14 protein-coding genes are annotated in these 21,041 nt (G+C 71.2%); 5 read left to right on the top strand and 9 right to left on the bottom strand.

The genetic code is table 11. From position 1 onward, the window contains the following. Window positions 1-4: 4 nt before the first annotated feature. Both ABYF38_RS07145 and ABYF38_RS07150 read left to right on the top strand, forming a co-directional pair. Window positions 5-3,763 (top strand): glycosyltransferase, encoded by a 3,759-nt coding sequence (locus tag ABYF38_RS07145; protein ID WP_371151699.1) that lies wholly within the window; start codon window positions 5-7, stop codon window positions 3,761-3,763. Then, the gene (locus tag ABYF38_RS07150; RefSeq protein WP_371151700.1) at window positions 3,760-5,577 is read left to right on the top strand and encodes a DUF5719 family protein; all 1,818 of its coding nucleotides are present in this window, start codon (window positions 3,760-3,762) and stop codon (window positions 5,575-5,577) included. Before ABYF38_RS07145 ends, ABYF38_RS07150 begins: the two co-directional genes overlap by 4 nt. A 13-nt stretch (window positions 5,578-5,590) precedes the next feature. Here ABYF38_RS07150 and ABYF38_RS07155 read toward each other — a convergent pair whose 3' ends face one another. Continuing rightward, a complete protein-coding gene (locus ABYF38_RS07155; RefSeq protein ID WP_371151701.1) occupies window positions 5,591-6,049 on the bottom strand; it encodes a metallopeptidase family protein in 459 nt (152 codons plus the stop codon). Between the two features lie 71 nt (window positions 6,050-6,120). On the opposite strand from ABYF38_RS07155, the gene ABYF38_RS07160 reads away from it, so the two are divergent. After that, the gene (locus ABYF38_RS07160) at window positions 6,121-6,519 is read left to right on the top strand and encodes a DUF3499 family protein (protein ID WP_371151702.1); all 399 of its coding nucleotides are present in this window, start codon (window positions 6,121-6,123) and stop codon (window positions 6,517-6,519) included. Window positions 6,520-6,660: 141 nt separating this feature from the next. Here the strand turns inward: ABYF38_RS07160 and ABYF38_RS07165 are convergent, their stop codons facing one another. Further along, entirely contained in the window at window positions 6,661-7,503 is an 843-nt protein-coding gene (locus ABYF38_RS07165) for an RDD family protein (protein ID WP_371151703.1), read from the bottom strand. Window positions 7,504-7,521: 18 nt separating this feature from the next. On the opposite strand from ABYF38_RS07165, the gene ABYF38_RS07170 reads away from it, so the two are divergent. Both ABYF38_RS07170 and ABYF38_RS07175 read left to right on the top strand, forming a co-directional pair. Beyond that, window positions 7,522-8,517 (top strand): stage II sporulation protein M, encoded by a 996-nt coding sequence (locus ABYF38_RS07170; RefSeq protein ID WP_371151704.1) that lies wholly within the window; start codon window positions 7,522-7,524, stop codon window positions 8,515-8,517. 169 nt (window positions 8,518-8,686) lie between these two features. Beyond that, window positions 8,687-13,024: a cell wall-binding repeat-containing protein gene (locus ABYF38_RS07175; RefSeq protein WP_371151705.1), complete on the top strand. Its 4,338-nt coding sequence runs from the start codon at window positions 8,687-8,689 to the stop codon at window positions 13,022-13,024. Window positions 13,025-13,334: 310 nt separating this feature from the next. Here ABYF38_RS07175 and ABYF38_RS07180 read toward each other — a convergent pair whose 3' ends face one another. The 7 genes from ABYF38_RS07180 to ABYF38_RS07210 form a co-directional block, all read right to left on the bottom strand. Next, a complete protein-coding gene (locus tag ABYF38_RS07180; protein WP_371151706.1) occupies window positions 13,335-13,895 on the bottom strand; it encodes a hypothetical protein in 561 nt (186 codons plus the stop codon). 212 nt (window positions 13,896-14,107) lie between these two features. Further along, a complete protein-coding gene (locus ABYF38_RS07185; protein ID WP_371151707.1) occupies window positions 14,108-14,809 on the bottom strand; it encodes a DUF6318 family protein in 702 nt (233 codons plus the stop codon). Window positions 14,810-15,491: 682 nt separating this feature from the next. After that, window positions 15,492-16,772 (bottom strand): DUF58 domain-containing protein, encoded by a 1,281-nt coding sequence (locus tag ABYF38_RS07190; protein WP_371151708.1) that lies wholly within the window; start codon window positions 16,770-16,772, stop codon window positions 15,492-15,494. Next, window positions 16,772-17,740, bottom strand: coding sequence for an AAA family ATPase (locus ABYF38_RS07195; RefSeq protein WP_371151709.1), 969 nt, complete (start codon window positions 17,738-17,740; stop codon window positions 16,772-16,774). Before ABYF38_RS07195 ends, ABYF38_RS07190 begins: the two co-directional genes overlap by 1 nt. Continuing rightward, the gene (locus ABYF38_RS07200; RefSeq protein ID WP_371151710.1) at window positions 17,733-18,941 is read right to left on the bottom strand and encodes a DUF4350 domain-containing protein; all 1,209 of its coding nucleotides are present in this window, start codon (window positions 18,939-18,941) and stop codon (window positions 17,733-17,735) included. Before ABYF38_RS07200 ends, ABYF38_RS07195 begins: the two co-directional genes overlap by 8 nt. Further along, window positions 18,938-19,567 carry a DUF4129 domain-containing protein gene (locus ABYF38_RS07205; protein ID WP_371151711.1) on the bottom strand — a complete coding sequence of 210 codons (630 nt, stop codon included), beginning with the start codon at window positions 19,565-19,567 and terminating at the stop codon, window positions 18,938-18,940. The genes ABYF38_RS07200 and ABYF38_RS07205 overlap by 4 nt, the downstream gene beginning before the upstream one ends. A gap of 4 nt (window positions 19,568-19,571) precedes the next feature. After that, window positions 19,572-20,975 carry a hypothetical protein gene (locus ABYF38_RS07210; protein WP_371151712.1) on the bottom strand — a complete coding sequence of 468 codons (1,404 nt, stop codon included), beginning with the start codon at window positions 20,973-20,975 and terminating at the stop codon, window positions 19,572-19,574. Window positions 20,976-21,041 lie beyond the last annotated feature (66 nt).

Genomic DNA, 21,041 nt, shown 5'->3' on the forward strand with positions numbered 1-21,041 from the left:
CCTCGTGGCTGCGCTAGCCCCGGCCAGCTCGTTCGTCACCGCAGTGGTGGTGACGAACGGCGCCAACGCCTTCTTGCCCTTCACGCTGGCGGCCCTGGCCAGGCAGGCGCGCCCCGCCGACCGCGTGATCGTGCTGGACGCCTCCGGGCACGCCGCCACCTGGGATGACCTGGGGATCGCGCCCACCTTCACCGGCCCACTGCCCGCCCGCCCCAAGCCGCTCAGCCGCCCCACCTGGGACGAGGACGACGCCGCCGCCGGCACCGCCTACGCCGGCGCGCTGCGCTCCCCGCTGGCCCCCGCCGCCGGATCGCGCGCCGCCCTGGCAGCGCCGGCCGTCCTCGCCGCCGATGATGCCGATGCCGATGCCGATGCCGATGGCGGGGCCGGTGGAGGCGGTGGCGTAGGCGAGGTCGGGGCCGCCGGTGGGGAGGCCGGCGCGGCCGGCGAAGAGGTCGGCGTGGCCGGCGAAGCACGCGAGGCCGGAGCCCCGGCGAGGGAGTCCCACGAGCTGCCGCTGGAGCGCTGGGAGCTGCGCGCGGTGACGGCCGCCAACCTGGCCCAGGCGCTGGAGTCCCTGGAGGGCGAGGAGCTGGGCGAGTGGCTGTGGGTGCTGCACGCCGACAGCGCCCCGGCCCCCACCTGCCTGGCAGAGCTGCTGCGCAGCGCGCTGGCCGCGACCACCGTCGGGATGGTCGGCCCCAAGCAAATCGGCTGGACCCAGCCGCAGTTCCTGCTCTCGGTGGGCGTGCAGGCAACCTCCTCCGGGCGGCGTCGGCTGGACGTCGAACCCGGAGACATCGACCAGGGCCAGCTAGACGGCCGCACCGACGTGCTGGCGGTGGGCACCGCAGGCGCGCTGCTGCGAGTGGAGGCCTGGCGCGCAGTGCACGGCCTGGACCGCCGCATCGGCAAGTTCGGGGAGGGGCTGGAGTACGGGCGCCGGCTGTGGCGGGCCCGCTGGCGCGTCATCGTGGCCCCGGAGGCCGTGGTGCACCACGCCCGCCAGTCCCTGCGCTGTGTGGAGGCCCCCTACGACCGGCCGCTGCCCCAGGGCTCCCACTCCGGGCGCCGGGCGGCCCAGCTGCACTACTCCCTCTCCGGACGCTCGCTCCTGTGGCTGCTGCCCAGCCTATTGCTCCTGCTTCCCGCCGCGGTGGCGCGGGCGTGCTGGCGCCTGGTGGCAAAGCAGCCCCGGGCCGCCGCAGGCGAGCTGTGGGCGGGCCTGCTGACCCTGTGGCGCGCCCCCTGGATCGTCGCCACCCGGCTGCGCACCAGCAGGGTGGCAAGCGCCGGCGCCGCCGTGCTGCGCCCCCTGCACTCCTCCACCCCGCAGTGGGCCGCCAGCCACGTCAGCCGCTGGCGCCACCAGCGTCTGCTCAAGGAACGCCGGGTGGCCCCAAGCGAGCTGGAGATAGCCCAGCAGCGCAGCCTGACCGTGCGTCGGCGCCTGGCGCTGGGCTTCGCGTTGGCCGCCGCCGGCGCCGCCAGCGCCTGGCTGGCCCAACGGGTGGGCCTGAACCCGGCGGGCGGCGCCTACGCCTCCCTGACCGGCACGCTGGCCGACCAGTTGGCCCTGGCCCGGGCGGACCTCGCCACCGGCGGGACCGCCATGCAGGCGGGCCTGCCCCCGTTGGCGCTGGTGGTGGCCCTGCTGGCCGCCCCCCTCACCCCGTTCCTGCCGCTGGAGCAAGCCGTGGGCGCGCTCCACCTGGGCCTGCCGGTGGCCAGCGCACTCACCGCCTGGGCGGCGGCGGGCATCGGCGTGCGCCGTGTGCGGGTGCGCCTGGCCCTGGCGCTGGTGTGGGCCACCAGTCCGGTCCTGCTCGGGGCCGTGGCACAGGGGCGCACCGCCGCCGCGCTTGCCCACGCGGCCCTGCCCGCCGCGATCTTCTTCCTTGCCCGCGCCATCGGCGTCAACCGGCTAGACCGGGTGGCGAGGTGGCGCAGCGGCCAGGCCCGCCAGTCCGCGCTCCACTACACCAACCTCCACCCGCGCGTGGTGGGACTGACCGCCGCAGCCGGCGCCGGGCTGAGCCTGGCGGTGCTCTGGGCGGCCGCGCCCGCCTACCTCCTGCTCGCCCCCGCCCTGCTGTGGTGGCTGCGCCGCCGCCCCGGCTTCATCCCGCTAGTGGTGGCCCCGGGGGCGGTGCTGCTGGGGCCGTGGCTGGTCGCCCTGGCCGGGCGCGGCTGGCAGGCCCTGCCCGCCCTCCTGTGGCCCGCCGGCCCGCTGGTGGCGCTGCAATCCCCGTCCACCTGGCTCTCTGCCCTGCTGCCCTCGGTCTCTGCCCACCCCCTGGCGGCCCTGCCCACCCTGGTCGTGTGTGCGCTCGCGGCCTGGACCTTCATGGTCTCGCCGGTGGCCCGGCCGGCGGTGCGCTGGGGCGCGGCCGGTGCCGCCGCCGGGCTGCTGCTGGCCTGGGCGGCGCCCCACGTCCTGATCGGGCAGGCGGCCGCCCCCGGCGGCTCGGTGGGGGTCTACGCCACCTCGCACGCCGGGGCGAGCCTGCTCCTGGCCGGTGCGCTGGTCATCGTCGCGGCCGGCAGGCCCGGCGCTCCCAGGGCTGCACGCTCGCCCCGCCTGCCCGCCGCAGCCGAGCCCGCTCTCACCACCGAGTCCGGTGCCACCGAGCCCGCACCCACCACCGGGGCCGCCGCCGCTCGGGCCAGGCTGCTTGCGGCCCAGCAGCGCTCGCGCTTTAGCCACGGCATGCGCCCGTCGGCCTCCAGGTGGCAGAGCGCGGCCAGCGTCGCCCTGACCCTGGCCTGCGCCGCGTCCCTGGCGATGTGGACCCACGGTGCCCGCGCGGCCGCCGCCAGCGGCGGCTGCTATGCCCCCCACGGCTGGCCCCAGCAGCCCGGTTGGGCCGCCGCCGTGAGCAGGGCGGTATACGGCTCGCCCCAGGAGCAGGCGGTGACGGCCGATTCCTGTCTGCACCCCAGCCCCGAGCTGCCAGTGGCGGTGGCCTCCGCCCAGGGCGCCCCGCACCGAGCCCGCCTCCTGTTCGTTTCCCCGGGCCGCTACCCGCAGGTGGCGTTGCGGGAGGCGGCCGGCACCCTGCTGACCGACGCCCAGCCCCACCTGCACCCCGCCGGCGCGCCCGCGGAGGCGGGCCGGGATGAGGTGGTGGCGGCCTTCGCCGGCGCGCTCTACGGCCGCGACTCGCTTTCCCAGGCGTTCTCAGACCACGGCGTGGACGGCGTGGTGGCCCCCATCGCCGCCGCGCCGACCGCCGCCGCGCCGCAGGCGAGCGCCGCGCCCGGCGAGGCGGGCCCGCCCTCCCCGTGGGACACCAGCGCCAAGCTCACCGCCGCCCTGGACGTGGCCCCCGGGCTGCGGCACGCCGCCCGCTCCGCCGGCGCGATCTTCTGGCGGGTGGGCGAGGCCACCGCAGAACAGGGAGCACCGGTGGGGCAGGTGTCCCGCCTGCGCTTCCTGCCGGACTCCGGGGCGGGCCTGGCCTACCAGCGCCTGCCCATGGGGCGCACCGCCGCCACCGCCGTGGTGGGCGAGGCCGGGACGATCGCGCTGGCTGAGACCGCCCCGGGCTGGCGCATCCACGCCGACGGCGAGGCGCTGCCCACCCGCGCGGAGGGCGGCCTGCTGCTGGCCGACGTGCCCGCCGGCGTCCACACCGTGCACGTGGACTACGCGGCGGCCGGGGCGGAGCCCTGGTGGTGGCTCAGGGTGGGCGTGCTCGCGCTCTCGGCACTGCTGGTGCTGCCGCTGCGCCGCCCCCGCCTGATTGGGGAGGACGAATGAGGACCTACGCCGTGCGCGCAGCCGCGCTCCTGGGTGCCCTGGGGGTGGGGGCGGCCGTGGCGCTGACGCAGGTGGGGCGCGCCCCCACGCCGACGCCCACGCAGCCGCAGGCCGTGGCGCTACCGCCCGCCCCCGTGCAACTCCTGTGCCCGGTGCTCGCGCCCCCGTCTAGCGCGGGTGAGCTGCGTGCCGACGGCAGCAGCGCCGTGGACGCCTGGGAGCCACTGCTGCGCGCGGCGGCCCTCCCGCCCGCCAAGGGGGCGCTCGCGTACGCGCCGCTGGACTGGGCCGGCCCCGAGGGCGGCGCCCAAGAGCCGGGCCGGGCGCAGTCCCTGGCCGGCGGCGAGGCACCGATCCCGGTCGCGGCAGAGGCCGGGCAGGACCTCCTGGTGCCCACCGCGCTGGGTGGGGAGGTGACCTCTGCGGGCGTGCGCGTCCCGGGGCTTACCGCGGTCGCCGCCGTGGAGCTGGCCAGCACGCAGGGGGCATACGCCGGCATGGCGGCCGCGCCGTGCGTGGGCGGGGCCACCGATCAGTGGCTGGTGGGCGGAGCGTCGTCCCCCAGCGCCGGCGCGATCGTTCGCCTCATCAATCAATCCAGCCGCGTCGGCACAGTCGAGATCGAGGGATACGGCACGACCGGCGCACTGGCCGGCGCCTCCCGCACCGTGCGGCTGAACCCGCTGCAGGGCAGCGATATCCCCCTGGAGGTGCTGGCCGCAGGAGAGGCGCGCCCCGCCCTGCACCTGCGCTCCAACGCCGCCATCAGCGCCGTCCTACTCACCTACGAGACGCAGGGCCTCACCCCGGGTGGCATCGGCGTGGTCAGCGCCGCCGCACCCAGCACCGAACAGGTGCTGCTGCTGCCGCCGGGGGCGGAGAGCCTGCGCCTGGTCAACCCCAACGGCTCGCCCGCGACCGTGAGCGTCGAGGCCCTCACGGTGCAGGGGCGCCGCCCCCTGCCCGGCCTGCAGCAGGTGGAGGTGTGGGCCGGCGCGGCCACCGAGCTGCCGCTGGGATTGCTGGAAGCCACCGCGCTGGTGGTCAGGTCCGACGTCGCCGTGCTGGCCGCCGCGCGCTCCTACGCCCCCCTGGAGTTGGCGGCCGGGCCCTCTGCGGCGTCGGCCGGCCCCGCCGCCTCGCCGGCCGGGTCCGCGTCGCCGGCCGGATCCGCCTTGGGGCGGCCCGCGCCCGCCTCGAGCGTCGGTGCCGCTGGTGCTGCGACCGCGAGCACTGCCGGCTCTCCGGCCGCGCAGGCCCCCACCGGCGCCCCGGCCTTGCCCGCCCCGAGCAACCGGGCGAGCGCCGCCCCGAGCGCCCCCACGCCCACCGCCTCACTGCCGGCGGGCGGGAGCGGCGCCCACCGCGCCGCCGTCCCGAGCGACGCCGCCACCGTCCCCTTCCACCAGGCGCCCAGCAGGCAGGCCGCGCCCGAGCTGCCGGGAGCGGCCGCGCGGCTGTCGCGGCCTGCCGAGGCCGGGCAGGCCCGCGACCACGCCTGGTCCGCGCCGCTGCCCGCAGTGGAATCCGCCGCCCTCATGGCCCCCAGCGCCGGCGTGCTGCTGCTGGCAAACCCCGGGCAGGCCTCCGTCACGGTGCGGTTGACCGCCGGCGGTCAATCCAGGCAGGTGGAGGTGGCCGCAGGCGCCATCGCCGCCCTAGAGGTAGACGGCGCGGCGAGCCTGGATGCCACCGGACCGGTGCACGCTGCGGTGGTGCTCTCCCTGTCCGGCCAGCGCGGCGGGGTGGAGCTGATCCCGGTGGCCCCCTCCGCGCAGGGAGTGACCGAGCTGCAGCTGCTCGTGACCCGCTAGGGGACACCAGGGGCTAGAAGCCGCCGATCTCCTCGGGGGAGCGGCCCAGCGCCGAGGCCACCTGCTCCACCACCACGGCGTAGACGATGTCGGCGCGCTCGGCCTCGCTGCGGGCGCGCGTCTCGCACGGGCGGCGGTAGATGACGATGCGGTCGGTCAGGCCCTGGGACCTGTCTGCGGCGAAGAACCGGCCCAGCGGCACCCCGCGCTCCCACGGCGCCGGGTTGGACGGCGGGACATCCTCCACGGCGAACTCGATGCCGTCCACCTGCGGCCAGCGCCGCGCGATCTCCCGCGCGGCCTCCACCACCAGCGAGTCGAACTTTTCCCGCCGTGTGGCGGCACCCGGCAGGCGCCAGTCCAGCAGCGCCCCGCGCAGGCCGTGCCCGCGCCTATCCCGGCGGCGTCGGCGCGCCAGCGGCCGGGAGGCTCGGTCGGGGTCCAGGGAGAAGCTGATGTTCGCAGAGGTCACCCGGACACACTATCGCCGCGCCTAGGCCGGGTGTCCGCCCCACCCCGCAGCGCGGGGTAGATTGGTGCCCCGTGAGAAGAACCCGAGCATGTTCGCGCCCCGCCTGCCAGCGCTCTGCGGTAGCCACCCTCACCTACGTTCAGGCAGACTCCACGGCCGTGCTGGGGCCGCTAGTGGCGGAGGCCGACCCCCACAGCTACGACCTGTGCGCCGAACACACCGAGAGCCTGACCGTGCCGCGCGGCTGGCAGGTGGTTCGCCTCTTCACCGAGACCCCGCGCGAGATCATCGACTACGAGGACCGCGAGGGACTGTCCCGCTCCCTGCAGCACAGCATCCGCGAGCGCCGTGCCCGCCGCGACGAACGCCAGCGGGAGGTCGACGCGGCCGCAATTCGCCAAGCCGCCCCGGTGGACGACGTTCCCGCCCGGCCCCACCTCCGGGTACTACCGCCCCTGCCCGAGCAGTAGCGGCACCCCGCGCCCACCGCGCGGGCTTCCAACCCTCCCCGCGAGGCTTTCTGGCCCTCCCCAGGCGGCCGGGCGGTCTCGCCGGCGCGCATCGCCTTCGCCGCACACGTCGGGGCCGGGGATGAGCGTCGGGTTGAAGTGCTAGCGGGCCCCGCCGACGTCGGCCAGGGCCGCCTCCACCTCGGCGCGGTTCTTCTCCTGGCTGCGCAACCGCTGCGCGTACTCCCTGTCGCGGCGCACGCAAGACAACGCCACCAAGAAACGCTCCGGGTGCGTCCCCCACGGCGGCGGGGGAGAAACCAGCGGCTCGCACTGGCTGGCCAGCCGCATGCCCAGCTCCTGCCGGTGGGCGGGGGCCAGGGTGGAGGTGCTCAGCAGAAACCGCCTCACCGCGGTAGCGAGATGGGGCGGTAGGCGCCGAACGTCGGCCACCTCCATCCAACCGGCCAGCTCGGGGGGCGCCAAGAAAGGCAGCGGATCGCTGGCACGCACCCCGCCAGTTATCACGTGAGTACCGGCCAGCAGGTCGCCGCCGCGCTTGGAACGCCCGTTGGCAAGCATGAACAAGAAGGCCACCCCGCCCAGGGTGAGCCAGCCCTCGATGAAACTGGTCAGCGCGCGGATCATCGTGTGACGCAGCGAGATCGGGCCGCCATCGTCGCGCACCACCTGCATCCCCAGGGCGGCCTTGCCCACCGAGCGGCCCTTCGTGGCCCACTCGATCGTGGCGGGAAACACCAAGAACGCCAGCAGGAACAGCACCGTGAAGAACGCCAGCGAACGGGCCATGTTGTCCAGATCCACCACCTTGGCCGACACGTAGAGGAGCAGCGCCAGGAAGCTGAGGACAACGCCCGCGTCGATGATGCCCGCCAGGGCGCGCATGAAAGGCGAGGAGGCCTGCACCTCCAGCTCGACGGCCTCGCCAGTGACAAGGACGTCGCGCTCCATGATTCGGCCTGCTGCGGGCGAAGTGAAGTCCATATGTGGCACATTACAGGGGTGGATGTAGATGCACTGCGCGAGGCACGTCGCCAGGACTGGGAACAACTCGAACAGCTCGCCCGCCGGCGCAGGCTGGACGGGCCGAGCGTGGACCGCCTAGTCCACCTCTACCAGGAGACCAACGCCGACCTGTCCTCGGTGCGCACCCAGGCCCCCGACCCGGACATGATCGCCTCCCTCTCCAAGCGCGTGGCCGGCGGGCGCGCCCGCCTCACCTCCGCGCGCACCCTGCGCCTAACGGACCTCGTGCGCTACTTCACCGTCTCGCTGCCGCTGGCCCTCTACCGCCTGCGCTGGTGGGTGCACGGCATGGCGGCGGTGTTCGTAATCATCGCCCTGGTGCAGGGCTGGTGGCTGGCCACCAACCCCGACGCCATGGACATGCTCGGCTCCGAATCCAGCCGGAAGTACTACGCAGAGCAAGCCTTCGAGGGCTACTACTCCGCCAATCCCGCGCTCGACTTCGGGGCGATGGTGTGGACCAACAACGCCCGCATCGCGCTGCTCACCATCGGCCTGGCCGTCACCGGCGTTGGCCCCGCCTGGATCCTGGTTACCAACGCCAGCGCAGTGGGCCAATCCGGGGCGATCATGGCCGAATTCGGGTATTTGGGAAAGTTCCTTTCCCTAATTGCCCCGCACGGGCTGCTGGAGCTAACCAGCGTATTCGTCGCGTGTGCCGCAGGCACCAAACTCGCCTGGAGCGTGCTGGTGCCCGGCCCGAAGCGGCGCATCACCGCACTCGGCAGTGCCGGCCGCTCATTCGTGACCGTGGCCGGCGGGCTAGTGATCGCACTGGCCGTATCCGGCGTGCTGGAGGCCTTCGTCACCCCCTCCGCGCTGCCCTCGGCCGTGAAGATCGCGTTGGGCGCGCTGGCATTGGCGGCGTTTTGGCTCTACGCATACGTGGTGGGCGGACGGGCGCACCGGGCCGGCATGAGCGCGGACCTAGAGGAGGCGCGGGCCGGGTACGGCTTCGCTGAAGCCGGTTAGTGAGCTAGTCGAGCGCGTAACTACCCACAGACTGTGCCCGATTTTTGAATTCCTATAGGGAATCTCGCTCCAGGGGTTTAGGGTGTTGCCGATGGATCAACGCTGCTCCAAGGAGAACCTAATGTCTCGACTTCCCCGAATGCTTGCAGCCTCCCTCTTAGCGGTGGCAATGGCTTCAACAACTGCCTACGCGACGCTAGACGGCGGAGCCCAGGCCCCTGAGGGCTCTCAGGAAGAGGTAGCCACCTCGCTAGTTGAGCCCACCTCGACCACCCCGACCGACGCTCCAGGCACAGTCCTGGACGTGGCGTTCGGCGGCTCGATGGCCTCCAACACGCAGTACACCACTCAGGGCAGTGAGGTAATGCGCGGTGGTCTGTCCGTCGTAGACACGGCCGCAGTGGAGGGAGAGGGCTTCAACAAGTTCCTGCGCGTGCGCGGCAACAACGGCAGGATGGAATTCCGCCCCACCGCGCTCAACCTGAACGACGCCTCCTCCCACGGCTTCGTCGCCGAAATGTTCTTCACCCCCACCGGTAACCAGGGCAACCTGGCCACCGTGTTCTCCGCCGGCGGCAACCTGTTCGTCCGCTACCAGAACAGCAAGCTGCGCTACGGCTTCTCCTCCAACGCCAGCGGCAGCTGGACCGACCACGTCAAGCAGATCGACGTGCCCGCGGTCAACAAGCTGCACCTGATCCAGGTGGCCTACACCTGGAACGGCACCCAGGCCACCATGAAGCTCAGCCTCGACGGGGTGGAGCAGGAGACCATCACCGCCACCACCCCCGCCACCAACGCCGGCAACATGGGCGGCGTGTTCGCCTACGGTGGTGAGGTCAACAGCGGTGCCACCGGGCGCGGCGTCACCGGCACGTTCTCCCGCCTGCGCCTGGCCAGCCCCGGCACCCCGTACGTACTGACCATGCCCTCCGACCCGGGCGGCGGTGGCGGCGACAACGACTCTTGCGAGTTCACGCCCCCCGAGGTGGGTAACTACGTCCCAGTCGAATCGACCTTCTGCCGCGACCAGATCCTGGCGGCAGCGTCGGCCACCCGCCCCAACGAGAAGCAGGTCCGCTTCCACGAGGCCGGCATGACCGCCTTCCTCCACTACGGCATCAACACCTACTACAACCAGGAGTGGGGCCACGGCACTGAGGACCCGGCCCGGTTCAACCCGAGCAACCTGGACACCGACCAGTGGGTGCGTACCCTGGCAGCCTCCGGCTTCCGCTACGCGATCCTGACCGTGAAGCACCACGACGGCTTCATGCTCTACGACTCCCGCTACACCACCTACGACGTGGGCTCCTCGCCGTGGAAGGGCGGCAAGGGCGACGTGGTGCGAGAGTTCTTCGACTCCGCCCGCCGCTACGGCCTCAAGGTGGGCATCTACCTCTCCCCGGCGGACTCCCGCGCCGAGATCGACCAGATCTACGGCAACGGCTCTGCCCGCTCCTCCCGCACCATCCCGACGATGGTGACCGGGGATGACCGCGCCGACGGCACCTTCGACGACGGCAGGCCGGTGCCCCAGTTCAAGTACGACGCCACCGACTACGGCGCCCACTTCCTCAACACCCTCTACGAGCTGTCCACCGAATACGGCGAGATCGACGAGTTCTGGTTCGACGGCGCGGGCGGTAACACCACCTCCACCGAGACGTTCGACTACGACGCCTTCTACGACCTTATCAACAAGCTCCAGCCCGGCGCAGCCATCGCCGTGGCCGGCCGCGACGTGCGCTGGGTCGGTAACGAGGGCGGCCTGGCCCGCGAGGCCGAGTGGAACGTGCAGGCGGTCTACGAGGCCAACTCGATCGGTCGCATCCGCGTCAAGCCGGACGCGACCACCCGCAACCTCGGCGCCGCAGACCTCCTGGTCAGCGAGGTCAAGGCCGGTAACGCCAACCGCATGCACTGGTGGCCCGCTGAGGCGGACGTCTCCATCCGCAACGGCTGGTTCTGGCACCCCACCCAGAGCCCGAAGAGCGTCGGTCAGCTGATGAACATCTACCGCCGCTCCGTTGGCCGCAACGCCATCCTGCTGCTCAACATGCCGCCGAACACCACCGGCCTGATCGACGACAAGGACGTCAAGCGCCTAATGGAGTGGCGCCGCGCCATCCGGCAGTCGATGCCGTTCGACCTGGCCATCGGCAAGCCCGGCACGTTCAACGGCACCGCCACTGCGGTGCTCACCGACGGTGACCGCTACAGCGCCCCGACCGCCCCCAAGCCCACCGCGCAGGCCCCGCTGGTCTACGAGGTCGACCTGGGCAAGGCGCAGCAGATCACCCAGCTGGGTTACTCCGAGGACATCAAGAACTACGGCCAGCAGGTGGAGAACTACAAGGTCGAGGCCCTGGTTGAGGGAACCTGGACCCAGGTGGCGGTTGGCCCGACCATCGGTGCGCGCCGCCTGGACACCCTGGCCACCCCTGTCACCGCCACCAAGCTGCGCCTGACCGTCAGCGCCGCGCGCGGCCCGGTCGGCATCTCCGCCATCGAGGCCTACAACGCCGACGAGCAGTTCGAGATCCCGACCGACATCTACCTGGACTCCAACGCCGCCGTTGCCGGCACCGGTCTGAGCAAGCAGAGCCCGCTGAAGTCCGGTGAGCAGCTCAAGCCGCTCACCCTGCAGCCGGGCACCACCCTGCACATCAAGCGCGGGACCGTACTGCCCGAGGCCGCCACCCTGTGGGGCTACGGCACGGCCACCAAGCCGGTCACCATCAAGTTCTACGGCTCCGGCCCCGAGCCCACCGCCGGCGGCAAGACCTTCACCCAGATCGTCGCGGAGAACAGCCACCGTGGCTTCGTGCTGGCGGGCCAGGCCCCGAGCGTCACCGACGGTGACGACCCGGCCCTGGTGGAGCCCACCCCGGCCGTGTACGCCAACACGATCAACCCGCGAGACATCACCGTGACGGCCTCCAGCGAGGAGACCACGCGCGAGCAGGGCCAGGCCACCAAGGTCCTGGACGGCGACCCGGACACGCACTGGCACTCCAAGTGGTCCTCCGCGCCCATCGGTGTTCCGCCGAACACGCTGACCTTCGACCTGGGCAAGAACTACAACGTGGACGCCCTGCGCTACACCGGTCGCGCCCAGGGCGGCACCGAGAACTCGCAGATCAAGGACTACGAGGTCTACGTCTCCGACGTCCAGGGCGAGCGCGGCACGCTGGTCGCCTCCGGCGTGTTCGCGGTGGGCTCTGAAGAGCAGCGCGTCACCTTCCCGCCGGTTCTTGGCCGTTACGTGACCCTGGTTGCCAAGACCTCGCAGTCCACCCGCAACGGTTCGTTCTCCTCCGCTGCGGAGATCCGCATCGAGGGCGTGCTGCCCGGCTCCACGCCGGCTCCGGGTGGGTCTGCCACGCCGGCTCCGGGTGGGTCTGCCACGCCGGCTCCGGGTGGGTCTGCCACGCCGGCTCCGGGTGGGTCTGCCACGCCGGCTCCGGGTGGGTCTGCCACGCCGGCTCCGGGTGGGTCTGCCACGCCGGCTCCGGGTGGGTCTGCCACGCCGGCTCCGGGTGGGTCTGCCACGCCGGCTCCGGGTGGGTCTGCCACGCCGGCTCCGTCTGCAACTGCGACTGTTCCTGGGGCGCCCCTGGCCCCCGAGGTGACCCGACTGGCCGGCACGAACCGCGTCAAGACCGCCCTCGAGGCCGCCCGCGCCGGCGACTTCGGCCACACCGCAGTCCTGGTGACCGGCAAGTCTTACCCGGACGGCGCGGCCGCCGCCCCGCTGGCCGCGCACCACAAGGCGCCCATCTTGCTCACCATGGGCAGCAAGCTGGAGCCCGAGGTGCGTGCCGCCCTGGACGAGCTGGACATTCGCGATATCGTGATCGTCGGTGGTCACCGCTCCGTCTCTGCGGCCGTCGAGCGCGAGCTGCGCGGCCTGGACCTGACCGTCCAGCGCATCGAGGGCAAGGACCGCTTCGACACGAACATGCAGGTCATCAACTACCTGGATGAGAAGAACGTCGGCAAGGGCGGGGTGTTCGTCACCTCCGGCATGAACTTCGCCGACACGCTGGCGGCATCCGCCGTGGCCTCCAAGCACGACGCCGTGGTGCTGCTGACCGGCACCAACGCGCTGCCCGCCGCAGCTGCCCAGCTGCTGAAGGGCCGCGCCGGCGTCAAGCCGGTCGGCGTGGGTGGCGACGCGGTGCGTTCCCTGCTCAACGCCGGCTACGTGCCCGGCACCACGATGGTCGACGTGGCCGGTGTGACCCGCTTCGACACCGCCGCGCGACTGGCGGAGCTCTACATGGCCGACGCGACCTCTGCGGTCGTGGTCAGTGGCGCCACCTTCGCCGACGCGCTCCCCGGTAACGCCCTGGCCGCCAACAAGGGCGGCGTGGTGCTGCTGACCCAGCAGAGCGTGCTGCCCGAGTCCACTCGCCGGGCGCTGGTGAAGCTGCCGGTTTCCTCCATCCACGTGCTAGGAGGGACCGGAACCGTGAGCGAGGCCGTGGCTAGGATCCTCTAGCGGGCAGCGCTTGCAGATAGCAGGGGGCGGGCGAACCAGCCGGTTCGCCCGCCCCTCGCCTGTCCCTCGCCCGCCCCGGCACTGTTGCTGGGGTTGGCACGCCGCCGGGGGTTCGCGGTCTTGTTCGGTGGCCTTGTCCAAGCGCGCCGAGACTTGTCATTAGCGGGTGCGCTAAGGACAAGTCTCGGCGGGTTTTGAAAAGTCTCGGCGTGCATCGGGCCGGAGGTGGCGGACCGATGTGCGGGGTGGGGGTCGTGGGATGGCCCGGCCCGCGTCGAGGCCGCCTGCCGACCCGCCACTCCGGGGTGGGTTAGTGGCCGTCTAGTTTTTCGGCTTCGTCGGTCAGGAAGGGCACGGCCATTTTCTGGGTGAACCAGCGCGAGTAGCTGAGGGTTTGCACGCTGCCTTCGATGGGGATCCAGGCCCCGGTGCGGGGGTGGAGGAACTCAGCACTCCAGGTGGTGGTCAGGGTGATGCGGTTCTTGGCTGCGCGGGTGAGGTATTGGTGTTTGTAGGTGGCCTGGGGGTCGGGCAGGCCTGGGTGGTCCACGGTCTCGATCGTGCCGTCGCCAAAGTCCCAGGTGTATTCGAACGGGGTGGCGCGTACTTGGATGTCGGCGGTGGTGAACTGCAGGGTGTAGATCCGCTCACCCGCGTCGGTCATTACCGGGGTGGGTAGGTTGATGAGTACGTCGCCGGTGTTGGGCCACATGATGACTGCGGGTGGGGCGAAGTTGATGGACTCGACCTCCCGGATAGTTACTACCCGGGCCCAGTCCACCTCGGGTGCCTGGCTGGGGGACGGGCGGGGCAGGCGGCGTTTTTCCCCGTAGTCCCACATGCACTCGGTCGGGTCCTCAAACTCACACAAGTAATGCGGCCTAGTAGGAACCACAGACGGCACGGGCAGGACAGGTGCAGGTAGCACAGGTGCCGAAATGTTGTAGGTCGACTCGGAGCTACTCTCGCTCTGTTCCCAGGTTACTCTCACGCCATCGGGGTTTCCTGCCCCGTCTACAACGTCTCCCCAGGTAAGCGGAGTTAGGGTGATGGTGAGTGCGGTCATACCGATGACTGATAACTTCATGGTTCTGAGACCGTTCTAACGACCACGCCTAAAATCTGCCAGCCGTCTCCGGTATGGACGCCGCGAAACACGAGCTCTCGTTTTGCTGGCTGATCAACAACTGTAGAACTGCCGTTGTGAGTCACGCGTTCAATCGGACCTACTTCGGCGCGAAGCGTGATTCGGTGCTCGTTGTGGTCATCTCGATTCCTGACCCGCTCGTGAGTGGTCGGATAGAAGACTGAGACGTTGTCTACGCTTCCTTCCGAGATCGCAGCCTGGGCAATCTCCTTCATAGTCGTTTTCCACTCGCAGTCGGGGATGTTGGTGTCCCACCATTCGATGTCGTGGGTGTTGATGAGGTACCACCAGGCTTGGAAGAGGAAGTAGGCGTAGGCCTCGGCACCATCGGCGCTGTTCTCAAAGGCAACGTCCGAGGGGACGGGCGCCTGTATCTGCTCCGGCAAGAGCGGTGTCTGGCTAGGGCCACTGGGGACCGGTGTTGCCTGGGTGGATTGGTCGGAGGGCTGGCTGCTCGCCGGCGCCGTGGTGTTCACGCTGGGCATGGGCAGCGGGGCTGGGGGCGCCTCGGTTTGGGTCGAGCACGCGGCCAGGGGCAGGGGAAGGGCCACCAGGGTGGCAAGGAGAAGCCGTGGTGCCGCCCGCCGGGCCGGGCGCGTGGCGGCCACTGCCGGTTGCTGGGTCGGGTTGATCTCCATGAATCGAACCTAGACCAGGGTCTCCTGCGGTATCTACCACTTGTGGAAAACACCCGCCGCCCTCGCGATCTCCCCGGCCGGCCAGCAGAAAGACCCTGTAGAGAGCAAGGGACGAGCGCCCCACCCAGGCCAACACGCCGAGGGCCGGTTTAGAGAAGGTGCGGGCGGAACGTCGTCCATGCTCTGGGCCTCCACGCGGAGGGACTATCCCCAGCGACGGGGCGGGTGGAACGTCGTCCATGCTCCGGGCTTACACGGGGAGGGGCCGGCACTGGGACGGGGTTGCGCTCTAAAGGTGCCCGTGGACTGGCGCTCGCGTTGTCTGAACTAGACGTTTCGATCTTCAACTCGACGTTGGGGCACTCAACTAGACGTTCCGGCCCTGGTTAACGTCTAGTCGAAGCGTCAAACGTCGAGTCGAAGCGTCAAACGTCTAGTCGAAGCATCAAACGTCTAGTTGGAAGCCGGCCCAGCAGCTCCGCGCGCCCCGGCCACGCGGAAGCGCCCGGTGAACTTGTCCAAGCCCGCCGAAACTTGTCCAAGCGCGCCATAACTTGTCAATGGCGGGGCCGCTAAGGACAAGTCTCGACGCGGTTTGACAAGTTTGAGCGAGCCTCGGCCCACCGCAGCGTGCGTCAGCCCGCCCGACGAGCCGGCCCACTCACCCCACCGGGCCCGGCCCTTAGAGCTGCCCGGCCGCCTTGAGGGCCAGGTACTTGTCCGCCAGCGCCGGGGCGAGCCGTTCGGCGGTGTCCTCCACCAGATGGGCGCCCCGCTTGGAGAGCTGGTAGCGGGAAGCCTCGCGCTCCAGCTCGGCGGATTCTGCGGCGGCGGCAACGTAGGTGGACAGTAGGGAGGAGCGGTCGTCGCGCAGCTGGGCTTCCTCGCTGGCGGTGGCGCCGGCCACGACCACCACGTGCTTGGCGGTGAGGGCACTGACCATGTCCAGCATCCCAGCGGAGAGGGAGGGCTCGATGGCGGAGAGCACCACCACGAGGGAGCGGTGCGGCAGTGTCCGGGTGACCTCCCGCAGCACCTCGCCGTAGTTGCCCTCCATCAGTTCGGGCTGGACGTCCGCCAGGGCGGTGGCGACGGCGTGGAGACGGGTGTTGCCTCCGCCGTGCACGCGGGCGCGCACCTTGGAGTCCACCACGAGCAGGCGCACGTCGTCGCTGGCGTGGGAGGCCAGGGCGGTCAGTAGCAGGGCGGCTTCCATGGAGGCGTCCAGGCGAGTGATGTTGCCCAGGCGGGTGCCGGAGTAGCGGGAGGAGTCCAGCACGATCAGCACCTGGCGGTTTCGCTCGGGGCGGAAGGTGCGCACCATGGCGTTGCGGGATCTGGCCGTGGCCCGCCAGTCGATGGTGCGAACGTCGTCCCCCGGCACGTACTCGCGTAGAGAATCGAACTCGGTGCCCTGGCCGCCGCGCATGGTCAGGGTGCGGCCGTCCAGCTCGCGAAGGCGGGCCAGCCTGGAGGGCAGGTGGCGCCGCGAGGTGAAGGCGGGGAGAACGCGCAGGGCGGCCGGCGCGGCGAGGGAGTACTGGTGGCATACCAGCCCTAGCGGTCCGGGCACGCGCACCGTGACCTCGGCGGCCTTGAACACCCCGCGCCGCTGCGGCTCCAGGCGGGTGCGGATCCTGGTGCCGCGCCCGGCCCCGACGGTGACCGTGGCGCGCGACCCGCCCCCGACGGAGGGGCCCCAGGCGTCGCGCACCAGGGCGCGTAGCGGGCGCTTGCCGGGGTTGAACAGCTCCAGCTTGCACTGGGCCTCCTGCCCCAGGCGCACGGCCACGCTCACGTGGCGGCGCGCCTGCAGCTGCTCGTGGCGGCCCAGGGCGAAGTCCACCACCCCGAGCGCCGCCACCCCGGCCTGCCACCACAGCAGGATGGCCCAGGACGGAAACAGCAGCACTGGCACCAGGCCCAGCGCCACTAGCGCAACAGCGCGGCCGGTGATCGCCATCAGCGCGGCACCGGGACCATCGCGAGAACGGAGTCGAGCACGCGCTCGGCGGTCACGCCTTCCAGCTCGGCCTCGGAGTGCAGCGAGATGCGGTGGCGCAGCGTGGGCTGGACCAGTGCCTGCACGTCGTCGGGGGTGACGTAGGAGCGGCCGATCAGCCACGCCCAGGCGCGCGCGGCGTGCAGCAGGGCGGTGGCGCCACGGGGGGACACGCCCAGGCGCACGGAGGGCTGGGAGCGGGTGGCGCGCACGATGTCCACCACGTAGCCGAGCACCTCGGGGGCCACCTGCACGTGACCGATGGCGGCGCGGGCAGCAGCGAGGTCGCCGGGCTCGATGACGGGGTGGATGCCGGCGCTGCCCTGCAGTTCGCGCGGGTTGAAGCCGGAGGCGTGGCGGTGCAGGATCTCCACCTCGGCGGCGCGCTCGGGCAGGGGCAGCACGATCTTGAGCAGGAAGCGGTCCAGCTGCGCCTCGGGCAGGGGGTAGGTGCCCTCGTACTCCACCGGGTTCTGGGTGGCGATCACCATGAAGGGGTCCGGCAACTGGCGGGTGTTGCCGTCCACCGTGACCTGCCGTTCCTCCATTGCCTCCAGGAGGGCGGATTGGGTCTTGGGGGGCGTGCGGTTGATCTCGTCGGCCAGCAGGAGGTTGGTGAAGACCGGGCCGGGGCGGAACTCGAACTTGCCGGAGTCGTAGACCAGGGAGCCGGTCAGGTCCGCCGGCATGAGGTCCGGGGTGAACTGCACGCGCTTGGTTTCCAGGTGCAGGGAGGCAGACAGCGCACGCACCAGCAGGGTCTTGGCCACGCCTGGCACGCCCTCCAGGAGCACGTGGCCGCCGGCCAGCAGTCCGATCACTAGCCCCGTCACTGCGGCGTCCTGACCGATCACCGCCTTGCCGACTTCGGTGCGGATCTGGCCGATGCGGGCCCGCAGTGCGGCCTCGGGGTTGCCGTTGTCAGTCATAGTGCTTCCTTACTTGACGAAGGGCCTGAGCTAGCTGGACGAGTTCTGCGTCGGTTGTGGGGGCCGGGCCGTAGAACAGGTGGGAGAGATAGTTGCGGTCCAGGCCGGATTCGGCCTGGAGGGCGTTGAGGAAGGCGGCGGCGGAGGCGGAGCGGCTCAGCCCGAGCGCCTTGCGGTAGCGGCGCGCGGCCCCGGCCCTCAGCTTGGCGGCCGCGTGGGCGTGGTCCTTGGATTTCAGGTAGAGGATGCCGCGCCCGCGCACCGTCTCGGTGGCCGGCACCACGACGGGCATGCGCTCCACCACGACCGGCCCGAGCCTGCGCCCGCGCCAGGCGGCCAGGGCGGCGACGATGACCACCGCGTAGACGTAGAGCCAGGGCAGCCACGGGGGGGTCATGCCGGAGGAACTGCTGGGCTTGTCAAAGGTGGACAGGTCCGATGCCGAGGGCACGTACCACACCACGTGCCCACTCGTTCCGAGCAGCCGCATGGCGAGGGCGGCGTTGCCTTCCTTGGCGAGGTGTTGGTTGGAGAGGAAGTAGCCGTCCGAGACCTGGTGGACGTCGGTGCCGGGTACCACGTCGCGCCTGACCTGGTAGGCCACGCCGTTATCTGTGGGGAAGCAGCCCGTGCCCTTGAAGACGTAGCCGATGCCGGTGAGCGTTTCGGCGCCCTGCGCGTGCTGCTCGGTGCACTGGGCCCGCAGTATCGTGGCGGTGGCCTCGTTTTGGGCGTCGCCCTCTGCCGGGACCAGTTCGGTTTCGAGGATGCGCGGGTCAGTGGCCGGCCCGACCAGTAGCACTAGGTTGCGGTGCAGGTCCAGCAGTTCGCGCCACTTGTCGTAGGTGAGTTGCCCGGTGTCCGCCACGACCACCACCGAGTTGTCGAGCGTTTGCTGACGGACGGCGAACTGGGAGTGGGCGACGCTGACCTCCACGCCGTTTTGTCGCAGGACCTCCGCGATCGCCATGGCGCCGTTGGGGTGCGGATTGAGCGGATTGAGAGGCTCCTTGCTGGTCACCGTCCGCGTTGCGGCTATGACGAGGATGGCGAGCGCCACTAGCGCGGTCAGCCAGATTGCACGACGTCTCACCCGCCGACGATTCTCCTGGCCGCCCGGAGTCGTGCCGAAGAGGGTGTCGATCCCGGCCGGGCGGGCCGGTGCGGGCGCGTCGAAGCCGGCGGGGGAGTGGGCGCTCATTTGCTCTCCCCGAAGGTCGCGGGCAGGGACAGGACGGCCTGCTCGAGGAGGCGCAGCTGGGCGTCGTGCTCCGGGAGCGCGACCAGATAGCCGTAGGCGACGTCGTCGAAGAGCTTGCTGGCCGTAGCGAATTGGGGGCCGAGCGCGGGCACGCCGGTGCCGGCCAGGTGGGCGGCGGCGTGGGCGGTCAGGCCTGGGTATTCCTCGATGATGAGACGCTCGTCCAGTTCCCGGATGATGGAGCGGAAGCGCTCCATCACGGCGGTCTTCCAGTCGCCTCTAGCTGCGGCGTCGTTTGCCAGGGAGCGCAGGCGCTCGGCGGGCAGGTCGTTTTCGAACAGGGTGGCGCTGGCGCGTTGGGCGTTAGCGCGGTGGGTGAAACTGCGCGACTTCCACACGGCCAGGCCGATTCCCACGGCTACCGCAATTAGCAGCGCCCAAACCACCGGCGCCGGGATACCGAAGTACTTGCCTCCCATCTCCAATCGCTCCAGGAGGTCCTTCAGCCACTCGATCAGGGCGTCCCACAGGCTGGTGCCCTGGTGGTAGATCCCGCGCGAGAGCTCCTCCTCCGCCTGGCGTCGGGCGGATTCGGGGTCGGGGATGAGCGGCGGGGCAAGCAACATGAGGTCAGGCTTCCATGGCGGCGGCCTGCGCCAGGTCGACGTCCAGGCCCTCCTTGCGGATGCGCAGGTCGATGTAGACCAGGGACATGACGGCGGCGGTGAAGGGCAGGACGATAGCCAAGGAGAAGGCCTGCTTGACGACGGTGACGATCAGCAGCGGCCAGTAGGCGCCCGCGCCGCCCCCCTCGAGGGTGAGGGAGAAGGCGGCCAGGATGGGCAGGGCGAGGGCCATCTCCAGGGCAGCGCCGATGGCGATGGTGATGAGGGAGGAGACTGCCAGGATGCCGAAGACGCGCCAGAAGTTGCCTGCGGTCAGGCTCCACGAGCGCTTGAAGGACTGAAGGATCGTGGCCTTTTCCAGCACCAGGACGGCCGGGGCGGCGCTGAGGCGGATGTAGAGGACCATGCTCAGCACGATGCCGCCAATCGACAGGAGGAAGCTCAGCACCAGCAGCAGGCCGCCGTTGGAGATGCTGCCGGCCAGGAGGAAAATCAGCACGAGCGCGGGGGACATGACCACGAGCGAGGCGATGAGGGTAAGCAGGGTGATGATGGCGCTCAGGGCGAGGAGGCGAAGCAGGCGGCCCTTGGCCTCCTGCCACAGCTGGGAGAAGCTGATCACGCGGCCCAGGGCGGCGCGCCCCACCGGCAGAACCAGCAGGCCCATCAGCATCGTCGTGGCGATGGAGTAGGCCAGGAACGCACTGATCGCGGTGATGACCTCGTAGTTGGTGAGAGCAAAGAGGTCGTCACCGTCCGGGGACGCCAACATCGAGTCGAGCATGTTCTCAAACGGGATGAACGAGACGGCGGACAGGGCCGAGATCACCAGCGTGAACAGGAACGAGAAGCCGAACATGACGCCGGGGTTGGAGCGCATGGCGGCAAACGCGCCGTCCAGAATGTCTGAGAGCGTCAGTGGGCGCAGCGGGATGATGCCGGGCTTGGGGGCGAAGCCGTAGCCGCCGGGCTGGCCGGGGTGCAGTGGCCCCGGCTGCGCGGTCCCGTACTGGCCGTACTGGGGTGCGCCCGGCGCGCCGGTGGAGCCGGGGGCGTACTGCCCGTACTGCGGTTGCTGGGGCGCCGCAGAGTGGGGCGCCGCCGATTGGGGCGCCGCCTGCTGGGCGGAGGGCTGCTGAGCCCCGACCCCGTACTGCCCGTACTGCCCGTATTGGGGTGCGCCCGGCGCGCCGGTGGAGCCGGGGGCGTACTGCCCGTACTGCGGTTGCTGGGGCGCCGCCGATTGGGGCGCCGCCTGCTGGGCGGTGGCTTGCTGAGGACCGGAGAGTTGGGGGGCCGCGCCGCCCTGCGGGCCTGCGCCCTGCCCGTCGGGAGCCTGGGCCGGGGTGTGAGCGTTGGGGGCAGCGGGGGAGCTGCCCATCGACCAGCCGTTGCCGGTTTGGCTCATTTTTCAGGTCCTTACTGCCCAAGCGAGGGGGCAATTGGGGCGGCGCGCGCCTTGCAATCGCGCCGG

It is taken from the genome of Buchananella sp. 14KM1171, from assembly GCF_041380365.1.
Lineage (GTDB): Bacteria > Actinomycetota > Actinomycetes > Actinomycetales > Actinomycetaceae > Buchananella > Buchananella felis.